The sequence below is a fragment of the Paenibacillus sp. 7541 genome (assembly GCF_002276395.1).
GTDB classification, from domain to species: Bacteria; Bacillota; Bacilli; order Paenibacillales; family Paenibacillaceae; genus Paenibacillus_AQ; species Paenibacillus_AQ campinasensis.
In genome coordinates this window covers 50,956-68,262 of sequence record NZ_NQLZ01000028.1, presented here as the reverse complement: position 1 = coordinate 68,262, position 17,307 = coordinate 50,956, and the positions used below count along the sequence as shown (strand labels likewise).

Annotated in this window: 11 protein-coding genes; 3 read left to right on the top strand and 8 right to left on the bottom strand. The window is 50.8% G+C overall.

The window, feature by feature from the left end:
• Positions 1-41: 41 nt before the first annotated feature.
• The 6 genes from CHH75_RS17455 to CHH75_RS17430 all read right to left on the bottom strand — a co-directional run bounded on the left by CHH75_RS17455 (position 42) and on the right by CHH75_RS17430 (position 9,199).
• A complete protein-coding gene (locus CHH75_RS17455) occupies positions 42-2,123 on the bottom strand; it encodes a serine hydrolase domain-containing protein (protein ID WP_095268014.1) in 2,082 nt (693 codons plus the stop codon).
• A gap of 112 nt (positions 2,124-2,235) precedes the next feature.
• Complete coding sequence (locus CHH75_RS17450) at positions 2,236-3,540, bottom strand: ATP-binding protein (protein ID WP_095268013.1); 1,305 nt, start codon at positions 3,538-3,540, stop codon at positions 2,236-2,238.
• 3 nt (positions 3,541-3,543) lie between these two features.
• The gene (locus CHH75_RS17445; RefSeq protein WP_095268012.1) at positions 3,544-4,284 is read right to left on the bottom strand and encodes a LytR/AlgR family response regulator transcription factor; all 741 of its coding nucleotides are present in this window, start codon (positions 4,282-4,284) and stop codon (positions 3,544-3,546) included.
• 173 nt (positions 4,285-4,457) lie between these two features.
• A complete protein-coding gene (locus CHH75_RS17440) occupies positions 4,458-5,360 on the bottom strand; it encodes a methyl-accepting chemotaxis protein (protein WP_342351971.1) in 903 nt (300 codons plus the stop codon).
• 308 nt (positions 5,361-5,668) lie between these two features.
• Complete coding sequence (locus CHH75_RS17435) at positions 5,669-6,427, bottom strand: ion transporter (protein ID WP_255223058.1); 759 nt, start codon at positions 6,425-6,427, stop codon at positions 5,669-5,671.
• Between the two features lie 210 nt (positions 6,428-6,637).
• Positions 6,638-9,199 carry an S-layer homology domain-containing protein gene (locus CHH75_RS17430; RefSeq protein WP_095398782.1) on the bottom strand — a complete coding sequence of 854 codons (2,562 nt, stop codon included), beginning with the start codon at positions 9,197-9,199 and terminating at the stop codon, positions 6,638-6,640.
• 252 nt (positions 9,200-9,451) lie between these two features.
• Here CHH75_RS17430 and CHH75_RS17425 point away from each other — a divergent pair, with 252 nt between their 5' ends.
• Both CHH75_RS17425 and CHH75_RS17420 read left to right on the top strand, forming a co-directional pair.
• The gene (locus CHH75_RS17425) at positions 9,452-11,761 is read left to right on the top strand and encodes an AraC family transcriptional regulator (protein WP_095398780.1); all 2,310 of its coding nucleotides are present in this window, start codon (positions 9,452-9,454) and stop codon (positions 11,759-11,761) included.
• A gap of 45 nt (positions 11,762-11,806) precedes the next feature.
• Positions 11,807-13,432, top strand: coding sequence for an extracellular solute-binding protein (locus CHH75_RS17420; RefSeq protein WP_095398779.1), 1,626 nt, complete (start codon positions 11,807-11,809; stop codon positions 13,430-13,432).
• A 169-nt stretch (positions 13,433-13,601) separates the two neighbouring features.
• Here the strand turns inward: CHH75_RS17420 and CHH75_RS17415 are convergent, their stop codons facing one another.
• Complete coding sequence (locus tag CHH75_RS17415) at positions 13,602-14,162, bottom strand: TetR/AcrR family transcriptional regulator (RefSeq protein ID WP_095268007.1); 561 nt, start codon at positions 14,160-14,162, stop codon at positions 13,602-13,604.
• A gap of 30 nt (positions 14,163-14,192) precedes the next feature.
• The gene (locus tag CHH75_RS17410) at positions 14,193-15,368 is read right to left on the bottom strand and encodes an MFS transporter (protein ID WP_095268006.1); all 1,176 of its coding nucleotides are present in this window, start codon (positions 15,366-15,368) and stop codon (positions 14,193-14,195) included.
• 188 nt (positions 15,369-15,556) lie between these two features.
• On the opposite strand from CHH75_RS17410, the gene CHH75_RS17405 reads away from it, so the two are divergent.
• Positions 15,557-17,245: an alkaline phosphatase gene (locus CHH75_RS17405; RefSeq protein ID WP_095268005.1), complete on the top strand. Its 1,689-nt coding sequence runs from the start codon at positions 15,557-15,559 to the stop codon at positions 17,243-17,245.
• Positions 17,246-17,307 lie beyond the last annotated feature (62 nt).

Genomic DNA, 17,307 nt, shown 5'->3' with positions numbered 1-17,307 from the left:
CCTCTTCTTAATTGTCACACTGCATATCGCAGCCTATAAAGTCACTTCTGCTGCTTGAGCGTAATATTGAAGACATCTCCTGCCTCGCCCCCGAAGACGATCAGACCATCCTCAGGCAGGACAACTTCACGTCCTCCGTCAGCCACGGACAAACGGACTGGAACGCCATCCGCATCGTAGACGGCAAACCCGCCCTGTTGCGGCAGATCCACAGTCATGGTTCGGCCAGCGGCGCTGTCGCCGACCTTATACCAGCGGACCCTTTCAGCATCCGGTATCGTAGCCGTGGAGGAGACCCCTGCATAAATTGGGCGCACCGCCGCTTCACTGACATAGGTCCGGCCATCGGCTTGCAAATATTCCATGCCGTTCTTCCGGAAGAAGGTCAGATCGAAGACATCACGACCGTTCATGACCGGAATCTCCGCCACGTTTACCGCCTGATCCTCTCCTGTAATCTTGGCTCCATTGGCATAACCGCCTTGTTCATCCAATGCGATGGTTTTCATCAAGATCGATGGCATAAGATAGAACAGCGAATTGATTTTTTCATCCACAGCATAGTATGTCTGTTGGTCCCTCTTGCTCCAGGCGCCCGCGACAAGTTCTGTCAACGGGTTCGCATCCAGCCTCTGGTACTCGTAATACGCCATCGGAGACTGTCCGAGGCCAGGGAATTCGAGCACGCTTTTGACACGCACGTAAGTATGCCCGTTGCTCTGATCATCGAAGCTGATGACGGTCAGGCCATCCTCACCGGTAAATTCGCTGCCGCCCGTGTAGACATAGGTTTGCTCGGGTATTAAACCGTCCATAAGTCCGGGCAGCTTGATCTGTCCATCCTCCACGAGGATGTCGAGCGTTGAGCCAACGGTGCCGTACAAGCCAGAATAGGCGTTCAGGCTGCCCGGCATATCCTTTTGGACAGGTGTCACAGGGACTTTATCCGGATAAATATCGCCAATCTCACCTGTTTCCTTCAGGTACGTCAGCATAATGCTGGTGGCTGCCGCCGTATTCAGAAGGGACGAGCCGCCAGAGGTAAGCAGCGCCACGGAAATCCCTTCTTCCGGCAGAGCGATCAGCGCCGAATGGTACATGATCGTGTCTCCGCCTTTCGTCATGGCCTTCAACCCGTATTGCTCAAACGGTGCCAGATCCACCGAATCCCAGCCGAGGCCATATCCGAAGACGTTCTCCTCATCCTCCACCCAGATGCCATTGCGGTATTCGGGGTTCTGCATAGCCAATGCAGACGCCTTAGACAGCACCTCGGTTCGATGTCCTGTCAGCACCTCCGAGAACAGGGTTACTTCCTCCGCCGTTGAGTAGATACCGCCTGTCCCGATGACATTGGCGTTCTCCGGTGGCAGGGCACCGGCTATGCCCGGGAATCGAACCGGGTGAAGCTGGCCGCGATCGAAATCATCCAGCGGCGTTTTGGTCGATCTTAACTGGAGGGGTTCGCTGACATAACGGGCCAGAAATTCGCTGTAGCTCATCCCGCTGACCCGCTCGACCAGAATCTCCAGCAGCTGAAACCCGTCATTGGCATACACGCCGTACTCACCAGGATCAGACTTCAGTCGCTGGTGCCGAAGATTATCCAGCAAGGTATCATGGTTCTCCGTATCGTTGTCATCAAACAGCATGCTGTTCTTGTAATGCGAGCCGTACAGTCCCGCGGAATGGTTCATCAGCATGCGCGGCGTGATCTGCTTATACCGCGGGTCAGCCATTTCGAATTCTGGTATATACGCCGTAAGCGGACGGTCAATATCGATTTTGCCCGCTTCGGCCAGCATCAACGTGGCGGCGGTCACGTACACTTTACTAACCGACCCGATGCCGAACATCTCCTCCCTCGCAACAGGCCTCTTGCTGCCGGATTCAGTTACGGCAAGGCCCCCTGACAGCACGATCTCCCCTTCGTCTCGAATCGCATACTGGACGCCGTTTACACCATAACTGCCAATAAGCACCTCTGCCATCTCCTGTGCTTTTGCCGCGGCAGAGCCTTCCGCCTCCGGCTCGCTTACAGCCCGCACCTCGCTTATCGCGAGCGGCATGACCAGCAGCAAGGCTGCTAATACAGCAGCACCTCTCCGTTTCCATTTGTTCATAGGGCTTCTCCTTCTTTCTGTGTATAACTTCCTCATCGAGTTCATCTTACAAGCAGAAAGGAAGCAGCGCGCATAAATGCCCCGAAACGAAAAAAAGAATCCCTGAACGACATTACGCCAGGGAAACTTTGGAGCCAAACGGCAGCACAACCATATTGTCAAACGTCAACGATTCTGTTTCAATCGTCATATGCCCGCCGTATTTATCGCAAATGCGCTCGATATTCATAAGCCCGAAGCCGTGATAATCCGGATTCTCCTTGCGGCTGCGCAGATGGGGTACCTCTCTGTCCACGGAATTGCGAATGCGGAGGAATAGAGCCGACTCGCTCGAACGGATATGGATTCGAATATGCCGGTCCTCCGCCACTCTTACCTTTTTCGAGGCTTCTAGGGCGTTGTCCAGCATGTTGCCGAGCACCACGCACAGATCATAGCGATCGATCCCGAGCTCCCGGCCGTGTTGGAGACGAAGCTCTGTATCGATTCGTATCCCGTTAGCCTGTCCGATGTTCAGCGCATTCGTCACCAATGCGTCGATCACTAAATGGCCGGTGTTCACTCTGTGGTAGGCCTCCTCGATCTTGTTCAGCGTTACCCGGATATGCTCCTTTGCTTCGTCTGTCCTCCCCCGCTCGATGCATTCGGCCACATATAGAAACTGCTGGTTCGTGTCATGAATGATGCTTTTGATTTTTTTGAAGCTGTGAACCGTTTTTTCGTAATTGGCATCCTGGTAATCCATCTGCTGCTCCAGCTGGGCGTTCTCATGAAGTAGCTGAAACCTGGCGATCACGGTATCGAGGATGTAAACGACAAGGACGTTCAGAACCACATAACCGAACACCGACAAGAAATAATGAATATTCTTCTCGCTATAGGCCGACAATACGTTCACCTGATAGATGCTGATGAGCGGTACACTAATAAACAGCAGGTAATATCGGAAATTTAGCGGATATCTCTTGCGCCTGGCCAAAAAGCGAATGATCAGAACGATGGCGAACATGATGGTGCAGCTAAGAAGAAGGCTTGTGGAAAACAGCAGCGGGCTGGGCCCTTTCGCCCAATGAAAGCTCTCCTCAGTTATGGAAATGGTCGGATCGAGCAGATATAAACATATGAAGTCGACCAGCGTGAACAATACCGCGTATAACACGGAGAACACCACCTTCAGCTTAAGCTCCGCCTCATAGCCCATCGACAGGCAGAAGATGACGCCTAGCGCAAGCGCTGAAGACAACAGTGTGGGGAAATGAAGAGTCATATACACGGCGTTGATCACAAGGAACACAATCATATATATCCATTTGGATGGCTTGCTGCTCTCCTTGCCCAAGACAGAGTTGAAATAGAAGTTAACCTGAATCGCCATCACCAGGGCTACACCCAGATTCAGTAATATAATCGTATCCATATGTTAGTCCGCCTTCATCACCATAAATTTGGTGCAGGCATCCTTAACCTCCTTCACCTTGGACCGCCCGATCGGAAGCTCCATTCCATTCGACATGACCACCTTGTTTCCGGAAAACTTATGCACATGCAGCAGGTTGATCAGAATCGAGCGGTGAATCTGCAAAAACCGGCTGTCCTTCAGCGCTGAGGCATAGGTGGAGATCAGTCCCCGGCCGTCATAAACGGCCTGGACCGTCGTGAACTTCAGCCTGCTCTTGACAGTCAGGCTCTTGACCGCTTCAATGGCGATAATGTCCTTCTGCCATAACACAATCTCCTCATAAGCAGACCTGATGATCAGGATGTCCTGATCACGCTCCTCAAAATATTGGCACAGCTTCAGCATCTTCGCTTCGAACACTTCCGGTTCGATCGGCTTGATCAAGTATTGAAAAGAAACGACATCAAAGCTCTCCAGCATATATTCAGCATAACTCGTCAAGAACACAATCTGCTCGTGGTGCTGCTTCATCTCTCTCAGCTTTCGTGCGGTCTGAATCCCGTTGACTCCGCCCATTTCAATGTCGAGGATCAGAATATGAAAGGGAGCACCCTGGTCATTATAATGGGCAATCAATGACTCGCCCGACGGGAACGCGACCATCTCGAATTCAATCCCGCTCTTCATTGATAACGTGAGCAGCATTTCCTTCACGCGTTCTCTCTGCAGCTCATCATCGTCACAAATCGCTACGCGGTACACCCGGGCACCTTCTTTCTACCGTGTGAACACGGTTCTTCAGGAATAGATTAGGTGTATTATAACGTATATCATCACTTATAAAAAAACCGATCTGCTGAGAAGTAGATGGGGCAGCAGCCGGTAGATGTTTCTAATAAGATTCATTTTTCATAAGGAGAGACTCGTTGGACTATTTATATATTATCCGCCACGTTGGCGGCTTGCTCATCCAGCCTTTGGGTGTACTCCACGACACTATTGAAGTCCTCCATCGTGACGCGTATCTGCTGCTGGCCTTCGACGATGGAGGATTGGATCCGGTTGATCCCGTCAGAAATGTCCGTGATCTCTTTCGTGATGCCGGAGATCGCTCCCTGCACTTTCGTGATCGATTCGGATACTTCGTTGGACAGCTTCCGCACTTCAGCGGCTACCACTTCAAACCCTCGTCCATGCGGACCGGCATGCGCCGCCTCGTTGGCTGCGTTAAGCGCCAGCAACTGGGTCTGAGCGGCAATATCCCGAATGGTCTTCACAATCCCCTGGATAGATTTCGCTTGCTCCTGCAGCCCTTTGAGGGTCTGGGTATTACTCTCCGATACCTCGGCAATATGATCCACGCTAAGCAGAAGCTCCTTGCTGCGGCTGATTCCCTCTTCCGCACGCTGGTTCAAGCCCTGGGAAGTCATCTCCAGCTCCTTGACGACGGTCGCCAGACTGCGTCTGCGCTCTGTGATATCGGTTGCGATCTTGGCTACACCGATGACTTGGCGTGCCTGATCATCGAATAGGGGCATATAAGTCGCTTCAAGCCATACCGATTCGCCGTGGGCGTTCCTGCGTTCAATCTTATCTTGAAAGCTCTGCCCGGCCCGAAGCTCTTCCCAGAAGGTATCATACGCCGACGAATTGACAAAGTCGTCGAAGCAGAAATCCCGGTGTTGCATATGCATGATCTGCTCCACCGTGTATCCCATCGTTTCGGCAAATACCTCATTTACATAAGTCACCTGTCGTTCTGTATTAAAACGAATAATTGCCAGGTTCCTCTCCATCGCTCTGATAACGAATTCATCCATTAACGTTTGCTTTTCCACGATTCGTGTTCACTCCTACTTATCCAAATGAAGAACGATCTTGACTCTTATGTGCAGCTCCTAGATGCATTGCGATCATTATACGATATCAACATTAGAGGAATTCTCCTCTCTCATTAACTTATCAATAATGTCTCTACAAAACATATACAATTGCATGTTAAGTGAAATCGCTGGCATAGTACAGGTCTAGGAATGGAAAAAAAGCAACCATTGACAGCCTGCCTTCATCAATGGTTGCTTCTGTTGCTTCGATTTACTTATCGATCAGATCGGTGACCTTCAGCATTCTGGCCACCCGGCATCACTTAACGTGCCGACTTGCTCTGCTCAAGCAGCAGCTGCTTGATCTCCTGCATGTCTTTCTTCAACTCCTGGTTTTCCTTCAACAGCTGATCCAGCCGCTCGTCCCGAATCTCTTCGTCCTCTTGCCCCAGGTAGCTCAGAATAACCGCGACGACGAGGTTTAAGATAACGAGCGCCCCAATAATAATAAATGAGACAAAATAAATCCAGGCCCACGGGATCTCTGCAATGACCGGGCGTGCCACCTGGCTGGCCCAGGACTCGAAGGTCACCACCTGCATCAAGGTGAACAGGGAGTTATGGAAGCTGCCAAAAAATTCATACGGAAGCACGTCCTTGAAAAACGTCGTGCCAATAATGGCATAGATCGTAAAAATAAGCAGCGTCAACCCGAGCACACCCGTCAAGGCCGGCACCGACTTGATTAAGGAATCAATAATTTTGCGCAAAGACGGAATCGCCGGGATCATTCGGAACAGCCGCAGCACCCGAACCAGACGGAGCGAGGTAACAAACGGCGAAGCCAGGAAGATGAGGCTGAAAGCGACAATCAGGAAGTCAAACCAATTCCATCCGCTCGAGAAATATCGTTTGAAACCGAGACCGATCATTTTCACCAGCAATTCCAGCACAAAAATCCCCAGGATGACTTTGTCGAGAACCAGCAGGAACTTGCTTGTGCTGTACGTTTCTGCGACAATGACGGCGCCATTCAAAAAGATGATGCCAATAATAATGGATTGGAAGTATTGGTGTTCCACCAAACGTTTGAACGTTTCTCTCATCACTGTACCCCACTTTTCTCTTCTTGCGATTTCACACGTACACATACGCGCCATACCATGCAGCGGTTTCAGCATATAGTTCCATTATGAATTTGATTCGTGGATTCGTCTACAATTTTAGTAATTTGATATAGAAAGAAACCACGCCCGATGCTGTCGGGCGTGGTTTAGTTACATTACAATAATTTATAGGGTCTCCATAATTTCTTTAATCTCGCTGTCGCTCTCCAATGCACGAAGAATGATGGTTACCGCTTCGGCACGGGTTGCTTGGTTATAAGGTGCGAATACGGATACACCTTGCACCAATTGGGCTGACGCGGCCTGCTGGATCGTATACGCCGCCCAATAATCACTGCTCACATCTGTGAAGCTAACCGGTTCTCCTGTTGCAAGGACGGCAAGATTCATCAAGCGCGCCATGATCGTCACCATCTCTGCGCGGGAAATCGCTGCATTAGGCTTGAAGGTGTCGTCTGCGTACCCGCCCACAATTCCCTTCTCAGCCAAAGCGCCAATGTAGCCAGCGGCCCAATGGGAGCCTGTGTCTTTGAATACAGCCGATTCAGCATTTGGATTCCATCCGAAGGCCCGGGCGATCATAGCCGCGAACTCCGCTCTAGTCACAGGTGCATTCGGGCGGAACGTACCGTCCCCATAACCATGAACCATGCCCAGTCTCACCGCAGTCGTCAGCGTATTCCGGCTCCAGTGATTCGTTGTGTCACGGAACGTCTGGCTTGGATTGTTGGCTGCCGCCAAGGTATCGCCAATGAACTTCAGGAGCCTGTCCCGATCCACAGCCTTGGATTGGAACGGATTCACCACGGCAGCCGGCAGTTCTGTAGTTGGCGGTTCTACCGGAGGTGTTGGCTGTTGCGGCACAGAAGGTGCAGCTGGAGCCGAAGGTGCCGGACTTTCAGCGCCCTCTCCCGTTCCACCCGCAGGTGGGCTTGACCCTCCGGTGCCCGGGTTCCCGCTGCCCGACTGTGAACGAACAACCAGCGCGATCTGTTGGGGCTGATATTGTACTTCCGCTTGATACTGACTTGGCAATCCATCGATAATCACGGAATCAAAGGCTCCGCTGCGCTGATTCTCACCATGGGTGATCAGTGTAATTGTGCCGGTGCCCGGTACGGCTTGATCCGAGAATTTCACATGCAGCGTCCCTGCTGCATGGACTGCGCCTTTAATATCAAGCACATCATCAGCACGTGTAATACGAAGCTCAAGCTTGCCGTCAGCGGATTGGGTGAAATCACCGCCAAGGGTCATTTTTCCATATACGCTCTTCACGACGGTGGCTCCGTCATTCACGACGTCACCGGTGCCAAAGGCCGTTGCCGAGCTTCCCTCGAGAACGCCGCCATGGACCTCGGTTCCGCCGGAATACGTGTTGTTGCCCAACAGCTTTAATGTTCCGCTTCCTTCTTTCGTCAGCTTGCCTGTACCCGAGATATCGTTCCGCCACTGATCCAACGCATGAAAGCCCTGTTTGCTGGCATCCATCGTAACGGTGACATCATGATCAAAGGCGCCGTATCCGTCTGCGGCAGCAAAAAGGTTCAGTCGTCCCCACCCTTCCGGATCATCCAGAACCGGATAACCAGAAGGAAGGCCTGTCGTTGCCAGTACCTCACGGCGCTGATCATCACTCAGATAAGGAAGCCGCGTTTCCAGCAATACCTCTGCGCCCTTAGGAACGACCATCGGCTTGGTCGTGACATTGATCTGCGGGAAGCCGTAGGTTAATCGCTCGGTAAATTCGGCCTTGTTCTTCTCATAATTGCTGAATCGGTCTTCCCCTGAACCGGGCCGATTCAACAGCACGCGATGTGCTTGATCATATGCAGCCTGTTTAAGTGCTGCATTATCCGGATCGGCCAAGGCAGCTGCAGCCAGCCCCGTAGCCATAACCCGGCCGCCCATTACATCAAACGGCGAGTGCATGCCCGCCACGATCCGGCTATGCCCCATCTCCGAGGCGCGGGTCAACAGCTCTTGGTATCGTTCAGGAACCGCATAGGCCAGCGCCAGCGCAGCAAGGTACGAAGCATTCGTATGACCGCTTGGGAAGCCGCCGTCCGTCTGCGGCGTACTGCTCTTCGCAGGCTCCAGTGTAGGAACGATAATCGACGGCGCCTGAGGGTCCTCCAGGAGGGACCAGCGATAAGGCCGCATATAGCTGTAGAAATTTTTGGCCGGGGTTGTGGAAGCATAATTCCCGCGCAGCACTCCGATCAAGTCGACCATCTTGCCAAGCGCCGAATCGGAATCCCCGCCCTTGTTCTGTTTATTGCCATCATCGTACTTGACCGAGGTGGCGTCATCCGGGATGCCTACAATCGTTGTGGTCGTCCCCGACAAAGCGCGATACGCCTCAGCTAGTGGACCCAGGCCTTCCGTAGCGCCATAGGTCTGATTTCTCCGATCATCATAATAGGCTCTTGATTCATCTTCAGGGGTTCTGGTGGCAGCAATGTCTTTCACATACTGAATATTGTAGTCCAGCAGTGCACTGTTCTGTTTGGTCCCGTTATCCCAGGAGCTCCCGGGGGTCCAGAGATCCAGAAATCCGGACAACACCCCGATGGTTGGATTGGAATCCACCGTCAGGTTGGTCGAGCTGTTATTTTTGTAGCTGTCTACAAAATGTCCCCAAGCCGGCTCTGGCGGCAATGCAACCGGGGACGATGCTGACGCTGCTAATGCCGGCTGCCATGCAACGGTGTTGGCGAATAGCATCAGACCGGCAGCTGCTGACAACAGCTTCTTGGCAAGTTTCGTGTTCACGCGTGTTTACCCCTTTCATTATTCAATTCGAATCGCTCCGAATGTAGCACCAGGCCGTGGCATTCTTCAATAAGACAATTTCTCATTTCTATCAATTTCGGAGAAATTAGACCTCATTTCGGAATTTTAATCGTCGCTTAACAAAAGTGTTGAATTGATGTGACAGTACGTGGTGTATAATCCCGGCGGAGAGGAGGGTATGCCATGAAGTGGAATTCTGCTTTTGCCAGATTAGCGTATTCCTATGTATCTATTGTGCTTGTCATCGTCCTGCTGCTGTGCTCCATCTTCTATATTTACTTCTCGCGCAGCTATAAAGAGGAGCTGCAAACCAAGAATCAGATGATTGTTGAAAATACAGCGCGCACGATTGAAAACTCGGTACTCGAAAGAGTCCAGAAAATATATGTAGATCTCTCGCTGGACAGAGGCGCAGATCTTCGTGCATGGGCCGATGCCTCCGTTCCCATGTACAGCAGCAGCCTCCTGGATCTTCAGCAGCGGCTGAAAGCAGAAGCAGCCAGCAACGCTGACATAGTGCATGCCATTCATGTGTATAATCCTCAGCGGAATGTGATGCTCTCTTCGCTGTACGGTCTTATCTACAATGCGAATGATCGGGAAATTGCCGATTTTTTTGCCGATTGGATGAACGGAATGCTTCAGCCGGGCCACAGCAGCAGCTTATGGACCCCCAGCCGGTGGATCCCTGACGATATGTTCTCTGGTTTACCGGGTGAGCATGGCCATAGCATCATAACCTATGCACATCGCTCCCCTTTTCCATCACCCGGTGAGAACAGCGATCTGATCGTGGCTATCGATGTGAAGGAAAGCGCCATTCATGACATTATTCAAAATATGATGCCATCACACTACGAATACACCTTCATTGGGGACCGTTCAGGCCATAAAGTGATAGGGGCGGACCTGGGATTCATGAATCTATACAGTGATGCCCGCCCGGACATGGCTCATGATCATGCAGGGTCGGGGAGCTTTAGCGGTACGATTGATCATACGTCCTATATCGTGTCATACCAAGCCTTGCCTGCTGCCGGATGGATGATGTATAGCGCGGTGCCTGCAAGCTTGTTCTATGAGCAGTCCCTGGTCGTGAACAAGCTGATCCTGGGTATTTCCCTGCTTGCCATCGTGATCGGCCTCCTGCTGTCAGGCCTTATGGCCAAAGCCAGCTACAGTCCCATCAAGCGGCTCGTCGAAATGATTAAAAGCTTGTCCGGGCAGCAGCCTGGGCAGCCGATGAATGATTACAAACTCATTGATACCGCCTTTACCCAATTACATGATAAAGTCAGCACCCTTGAAGATGCGCTGGAAGAAAGCAGCCCAATTATCAAGCGCAACGTGGTTCTGAATATCCTCCGGAACCATATGCCGGACGCGGAATTAGCTGATAAGCTGTCCCTGTTAGGCTTGTCCCGGACATACAGCCATTACGGCTGCTTGCTGCTGAACTCCGGCCAGACGTTTGCCCCGCTCAGCTCAGGAAATATGCAGATGATCATGTCGCGGATGATTCAGCAGCTGGAGTCGATCAGACTGCCGGGAGCCCATATTGTTGCTGAGGAGCTCCCGGACAAGAAGATCGTTGTTATGCTGTGTTCCAATCACATATCAGACGGACTTCAGGATGAGCTGTCTCAGCTGGTGCTCTCGGAGGGCAGGCAGCAATTTCGTCTTGATCTCCAGCTCTCATGGGGCTCCTGGGTGAACAGCATGGGCGATCTCCACCACAGCTATATCGAGGCTGAAACGTTAATGAAATACGCCTACTTTCTGCCGGAGCAAGCGGTTCTCAAGGATCGACGACTGCTGGAGCGAGAGGACTGTGTTGACGAAATCCCGCAATCCACGCTTCTGCGGTTCAAGGAAAAACTGTACGCTCGCCAGTCTCAAGCGATTGCCGCTGCGGTTGACGACCTGATCGGGACCATGCGAGATGGAGCGTATCCGGCGGATTATTGCCATTTTATACTGGCCAATACGGTTTTCGTATTCTCTGACTACTTAAAGAGTGTCCGTTTCAAGCACCCGGCTCAGGGACCTATGGATCTGTACAAGCAGTACATCGAGGTTCAAAACATTGATGAGTTTCGGCAATGGCTGCTGGATACCGTGAATACATGTATCGCGCTTACCGAGAAACGGAATAGCGAACGGGCTCTTTCCACTCTGGAGCTGGCCAAGGAGTATATCGAAAACCATCTGTCAGAGGATTTGTCTCTCGAGACGGTGTCGTCCAAGGTATTTATCAGCGCGAAATATTTGAGCAGGCTGTTTAAGGAAGAGCTTGGCATGACTTATACCGACTACATCACCAGCCAGCGAATGGAGCGGGCTAAGACGCTGATCGAGAGCAATCACATGTCAATCGAACAAGTTGCTGCTAGCGTCGGATATGGAACTGCTGCGTATTTTATTAAGAAGTTCAAGGAGATGTATGGCTGTACGCCTGGGAATTATTTGCGCAATATGGCCAAGCAGGTGTAACCGGCCGTTCTGACTGGAAGATTACTGGTAAAGGAAGGTCCTCCTATGGAAAAAACGTTTGGTTCGCGCATAGCCATCCTTGGCGCAATACTCATACTCGGCTCAATTATCGGCTGTGATACGAAACCGGCCTCCCCTTCTTCTGCAACGGATGCGCCGGACCCGATCCGATCGGCTGCCCCCCGGCACACCATATCCTGGACCATGCATCAGAACCTGCCGGTCCCTGAGAATGCCGAGATGGTGCGCTATGTAGAGGACAAGTTTGAGGTCGATCTGGACATCTGGAATCTGGCGAACAACAACTATGAGGCGCTTCTGGATACGAAATTGGCGCAAGGGGAGATCCCCGACCTGTTCAGAATCAGACAGCCGCAGGATCTGCTTAAATATCAGCAATTGGGCCTGCTTGCCGAAATTCCTGAAGCGATGCTGGATCAATATGCGCCCAATATCATGAAGGCTCTACGTGATCATGCGCCGGAGTATATGGATTATGGGAAAATGGACGGGAAGTATTACGGCATTCCGGTCATCAATCCCACGAACATTTACCGCATTCCGGTCATCTATCGACAGGATTGGCTGGACAAGCTGGGCCTTCCCGTTCCGGAGACGCTGGCCGAATATGAACAAGTGATCTATGCGTTTACCCACGAAGATCCCGATGGGAACGGATTGAACGATACGTACGGGTTGTCTTTGGAGGGCATGAACATGGTGTTTGGCGCTTTTGGCCAGATTGTCTTTGCCGATCAGCTCTATTTTGGAATAAAGGATCCGCATCTGGTCATTGGGGCGCTGGAGCCGGAGATGAAGGAGGCTCTGGAATACCTGCATCAATGGTACCAGGATGGGGTCATCGATCCGGAGTTTGTAACCGGCGAGAATAAAGGGGGATACAAGCATCTGTCCCATGCTTTCATTAATGGAAGGATCGGCATGACATCCATGGGCAACTACTATCACTGGATTCAAACCGGCGATTATGTGGCATGGACTTATGACAGCGATCGGAAAGGGAAAGAGACGCCCGTAGAGGCCACCTATAACGCCAAAGAGCTGGTGGCCAAACATCCGCAAGCCCGGATTGTATTCGGCCCCCCGATTGCCGGACCATACGGGCAGCGGGGCACTAAAGCTTATGACAGGTTAATGAGCTTCACCGCGATTGGCGCCCGCGCGGCCACAGAGCCTGGAAAAGTCGAGAAGATTCTTCAAATTCTTGATTATGTGAGTGCGAATCCCGACGCGGAAGTGCGTACAGCGATGAAGTACGGGGTTAAGGGCAAGCATTGGATATGGGCCGGAGCCGCGGGAGAGCAAGATGAAGTCATCCTGCTGCCCCCTTACGACAGCATGTTCAGCTATCAGAATGTCATCGGCGCCAATATCGGCATGATGGTTCCCTCTCCCCCGACTGCAAGAAGAGAGCAGTGGGCCTCGACCTTAAATCTGGATCAGGACGGAATCTATAATGCATTGGAGGTGGCGACGCCCTCTCTGGTCATGAATGGCCCCAAGCTTCTCGAGCTGAGAAACAAGGCATACATCTCCTTTATTACGGGCGACCGGCCCTTAGATCAGTTCGACCACTTCGTGAAGGAATTTATGGAAGCTGGCGGGGATGAGGTGTTGCAAGAGGCCAACGAATGGTACCGCCAACCCTGATCGATCAAGGCAGCTGCGGCCTGCAGTTTAAATTTAAGAATCCTGACGGTAATAAATTTAATGTCTGGCAGGATCCCGCCACTGCGTGAGTTAAGCAAACAAGCTCTTCACTTTATTGAAGAGCTTGTTTTATAGTGTATGGAAGGTACCTTTAGCCGCCGAATCTAGCTTAGACATGCCGTATTCCGGCAAGAAATACGCTCCAAGCAATCGCCATCGTGCGCTCGTACGATTGATGTGTCTCATAGACCAGCTGCACATCAAGTCCGTCCAATAGGGTAACATAGGCTACCGAGCATTCCTCCGGTGATGGGTGTCCAGCCTCCTCAAATAACGCGGTCAGCTCCCCTTTTAGCACGGCAAGATAGCGTCTGTATTGAGATAAGACATAGTCATTCACTTCAAGTGGCGGGATAAATGAAAACACAAACATTAAGTTTACGTTAGGATGCATCAAGAAGCGGTTCTTATGCTCCACCAAGAAGTTATACAATCTGTCTTCCCAAGACCATCCGCCGGCACGGTGAAAATAATGATGCACAAATTCGATTTCACTTTGCACTGCTTCCGCGTACAGCTCCAGCAGCAGCTCCTTCTTGCTCGAATAATGGTACGAAAGGGACTGCTTGCGGATCCCTGCCTCTTCGGCGATCTTTGCCATCCGGGTCCCCTCGTACCCGTAACGATTAAAGTGTTGAATCGCAATTTCCTTAATTTTGTCTTTACTCAACTAGATTTACCTCCGACACAATGCATTCACTTATCCGTTTCTCTTCCTTCTGGCATAACCAATATACAAAAGCAAGTATAAGATCATGATGGCTATAGCTACATCATACACTACTTCATAGGAGAATGCTGAAGCAACCAGGCCCAGAATCATCGCCCCTCCACCTATGCCAAGGTCAAAAAAGTTGAAGAAGGAAGCCATCGCATTCTCATGCTCATGTTCATCAACCAGATTGATGCACCAGGTCTGAATCGCTGGAAAAACAGCGCCGAAACCTAGTCCGTAGACGGCCGCCGACACGAGAAACCACGCTTCGCTTCCGGATTGTGTAAGCAACCAGATGCCTACACCCATAAATACAGCTGAGGGTACAAGCACGGAGCCTGGGCCGAAACGGTCGAACATTTTTCCGGATACAAGGCGAACCGCGAAGCTGGCCAAAGCAACGATAAAGAAGAACCAGGCTATCTTATCAAATCCTTTTTCGGCAGCGTATAGCGCGATGAACGACATGATCGAGCCTGCCGCAACCCCTATCAGCATGATGAGCAGTGAAGGAAAGAGTACTCTTTTTTCAATCAGCTTAAAGGGAACTTCCGGTTGGTCTTCCACAGTGCCAGTATGCGGCTTCCGGGAGACGAACACAGCCATCAGCAGTGCCAGGAGCAAAATAAACATCCCTCCGAAAAAGAGGCCGTGAAAATCATATTGAGTCAACACACTCATCCCGATTAAAGGTCCGACCGAGACCGCCACGGTCTCCCCTACCCCAAAATAGCCCATTCCTTCCCCGCGGCGTTCCACTGGAATGTTCTCTGTCGCTAAGGTAGCGAAGTACGTGGTCGCTATTCCAAACCCAAACCCATGGATGACCCGGAGGACCAAAATCATCGCCGTACCTGACGCAAGGTAGTATAGACCTGTCATTGCCGCACATATTGCGATGCCGATCAACAGCAGATACTTTTTATCTATACGCGCTGCCAATTTCGCAGTAAATGGACGAATTAAGATCGCCGAGAACATGAACACCCCCGTTACCATCCCTATTTCCGAAGCCCCTCCGCCAAGATGCGAGACAAACAGTGGTAATGTCGGAAGCATCATTTCAAACACCATAAACAGAAGGGCATTGGCAGCCATAATAAAAATAAAGGATCTCCCCCATAAAGCAGCCCTTCTGACTTCTATCACTTTCGTTTCCATATGAACCTCCAAAATTACAGTATGGAAACATACTACCTGACTACAGTCAGATTGTAAACACTAAAGTTATCATTTTAATGACTAGACAAACACCCTTAATTAACAATATCTTAACCTCCCTCGAATAATACGTTAATATTTTGCTATTATAGTAAAGCTATTCCAATGGATTAGTAGGAGGTTAGATTATGTTCTCGAAATTCTACAGCAGATCCGCAAAGGTTTTCATTGCAGCGGTACTCATTTGGACCAGTTTAGTAAGCGTTGTCGGAGCGGAAGAAAAGGGCAGCGCAAAAAATGTGATTCTGTTAATTCCGGATGGCATGGGTATCAGCTATTTGACAGCAACACGGATTTACAAGGGAGAGGAACTGTCCTTTGAACGCTATGTGAAAGGATTAATGAAGACTGCCTCCGCAGATACCAATGTTACGGATTCTGCCGCCGCAGGTACAGCGATGGCAACCGGATACAAAACGAATAATGGTGTGATCTCGGTTACGCCGGACGGTGTGAAACCGGATTCGATTCTCGACGCAGCTCGGGAGAGCGGCAAGTCAACGGGACTGGTTGCTACTTCTCGGATTACGCATGCAACGCCTGCGGTATTCACGGCACATGATCCAAGCCGCGGCAATGAAGTGGCACTTGCTACTGAATATATCAATAATGTCGATGTTATTCTCGGCGGTGGCCGTGATATGTTCTTGCCTGAGTCTGAGGGTGGTAAACAGCCGGAGCGTAATTTGGTAGAGGAAGCAAAGGCTGCGGGTTATGAGTATATTACAAATCGCAGCGAAATTGGACAAGTAGACGGAGACCAAATTCTTGGCTTGTTTGCCATGAGTGATCTGAAGTATGAAATTGACCGCGACAAACAAAATGTCCCAAGCTTGGCTGAAATGACGAAGCTGGCAGTGGATACGCTTAGCAAGAACGATAAAGGATTCTTTCTCATGGTTGAGGGCAGTCAGATTGATTGGGCCGGCCATGCCAACGATCCTATCGCCCTGATTACTGACATGCTGGCATTTGAAGAAGCGGTTGACGTCGCGCTTGAGTTTGCCAGAGAAAACTCGGACACGCTGGTTGTTGTCGTTGGCGACCACGAAACAGGCGGTATGAACATCGGTAACACGCCAGGCGGGTACCAAGAAAATATCGCTGTATTGAAGAATGCAACCGGAAGCGTGAATACCGTCGGCGCGGAACTGCTCTCCAAGGCAATCACCACCGATGTTGGCAGCTCGGTTCGGGTAGTTAATCATGACATCTACATGCCGCTGAGAGAAGTCGTTGACCAGCTGGACGGAAAACTGGATTACAACGGTACTGATCTCACTGTCGATGTTGAAATTGCGAATTCGGCATTTACGGTGAATCTGCCAGAGAAATCGGTGAAAGTTGCTTCGCAGGAGCAAGAATCCGACTTCTTTGTGGAGAATGGCACAGCGTACTTCAACCTGAAATCCATCGCCGAATTAATTGGACTGCAAGTAGCCTATGGACAAGATGAAGATGGCAACGTTACAACAGCCTATTGGGTTGATGTGAAGCAAGTTGTTGAACCTATTGTTGGTTTCAAGCTGACCGAAGAGGATGTTGCTCAATTGACAAGCGTCAACTGGAATAATGCCACTACGCTCATTAATGAAGTCGGAACGGTGGTATCCGGTCACGCATTGATCAGCTGGGGATCCCGTCATCATACAGGAGAAGAGCTTCCATTGTATGCGTACGGCAAAGGCGCCAACGAATTCGTTGGTTTGATCGATAACACGAACCTGCCGCGCATTCTCTCCTACCTTATGGGTGTCGAATTGTTTGAGAATGAAGAAGCATTCATGCAAGAACTGGAGAAAAGAAGAAATCAGTAATTTTTTAATCAAAAAGGCCTCATCCCCACTTTATGGTGGGCGTTGAGGCCTTTTTTTGTATT